The sequence below is a fragment of the Mycobacterium sp. 852013-50091_SCH5140682 genome, assembly GCF_001665685.1.
GTDB lineage: Bacteria > Actinomycetota > Actinomycetes > Mycobacteriales > Mycobacteriaceae > Mycobacterium.
This window is the reverse complement of record NZ_LZTB01000112.1, coordinates 1-1,172: the sequence shown is the minus strand read 5'-3', so window position 1 is coordinate 1,172 and position 1,172 is coordinate 1. Positions and strand designations below refer to the sequence as shown.

At 65.4% G+C, this 1,172-nt stretch carries 1 protein-coding gene; it reads right to left on the bottom strand.

All coding sequences use genetic code 11. The features are described from left to right. Nucleotides 1–1,172 (bottom strand): NADH-quinone oxidoreductase subunit NuoF (nuoF, locus tag A5784_RS28515; RefSeq protein ID WP_064948229.1); only part of this gene is annotated, 1,172 nt, incomplete at both ends.

Genomic DNA, 1,172 nt, shown 5'->3' with positions numbered 1-1,172 from the left:
TGCGCGACATACTCGTCGCGGAAATACTTGATCGACGAGATCACCGGCGACGCGGCACCATCGCCCAAGGCGCAGAACGACTTCCCGAAGATCGTGTCGGAGATGTCGAGCAGCTTGTCGATGTCGGCGTCAGTGGCGGCTCCGGTTTCCAGGCGGGCGTAGATCTGCGCCAGCCAATAGGTGCCCTCGCGGCACGGTGTGCACTTGCCGCAGGATTCGTGGGCGTAGAACTGGATCCAGCGGCGTACCGCGCGGACCACGCAGGTGGTCTCGTCGAAGATCTGCAGTGCCTTGGTGCCGAGCATGGACCCGACGGAGGCCATGCCTTCGTAATCCAGTGGGACGTCGAGGTGTTCGGTGGTCAGCAGTGGCGTCGACGAGCCGCCGGGGGTCCAGAACTTCAACGTGTGGCCGGTCCGTAGCCCACCGGCGTAGTTGAGCAGCTCGCGCAGCGTGATGCCCAGCGGCGCCTCATACTGTCCAGGCCGGTTTACATGTCCCGACAGCGAATACAGCGTGAAACCGGGTGATTTCTCCGATCCCATGGAGCGGAACCAATCGACCCCGTTGAGAATAATGGGCGGGACGCTGGCGATGGACTCGACGTTGTTGACCACGGTGGGGCAGGCGTAGAGGCCCGCCACCGCGGGGAACGGCGGACGCAGCCGCGGCTGGCCGCGGCGGCCCTCCAGCGAATCCAGCAGCGCGGTCTCTTCGCCACAGATGTACGCACCCGCACCGGCGTGCACCGTCAGTTCCAGGTCGAAACCCGAATCGAGGATGTTGGAGCCCAGATAGCCGGCGTCGTACGCATCGGCGACGGCGGCCTGGAGGCGCCGCAACACCGGCACCACTTCGCCGCGCACGTAGATGAACGCGTGCTTGGCCCGGATCGCGTACGCCGCGATGATCACGCCCTCGACCAGGAAATGCGGCGTGGTCAGCATCAGCGGAATGTCTTTGCAGGTGCCGGGTTCGGATTCGTCGGCATTGACCACCAGGTAGTGCGGCTTGGCGCCGGCGCCTTCGGTGCCCTGCGGGATGAACGACCACTTCGTGCCCGTCGGGAAACCGGCACCACCACGGCCACGCAGACCCGAATCCTTAACCAGCGCAATGACATCGTCGGGAGGCATCGCCAAGGCCCGCTCCAGCGCCCGGTAGCCGTCGTG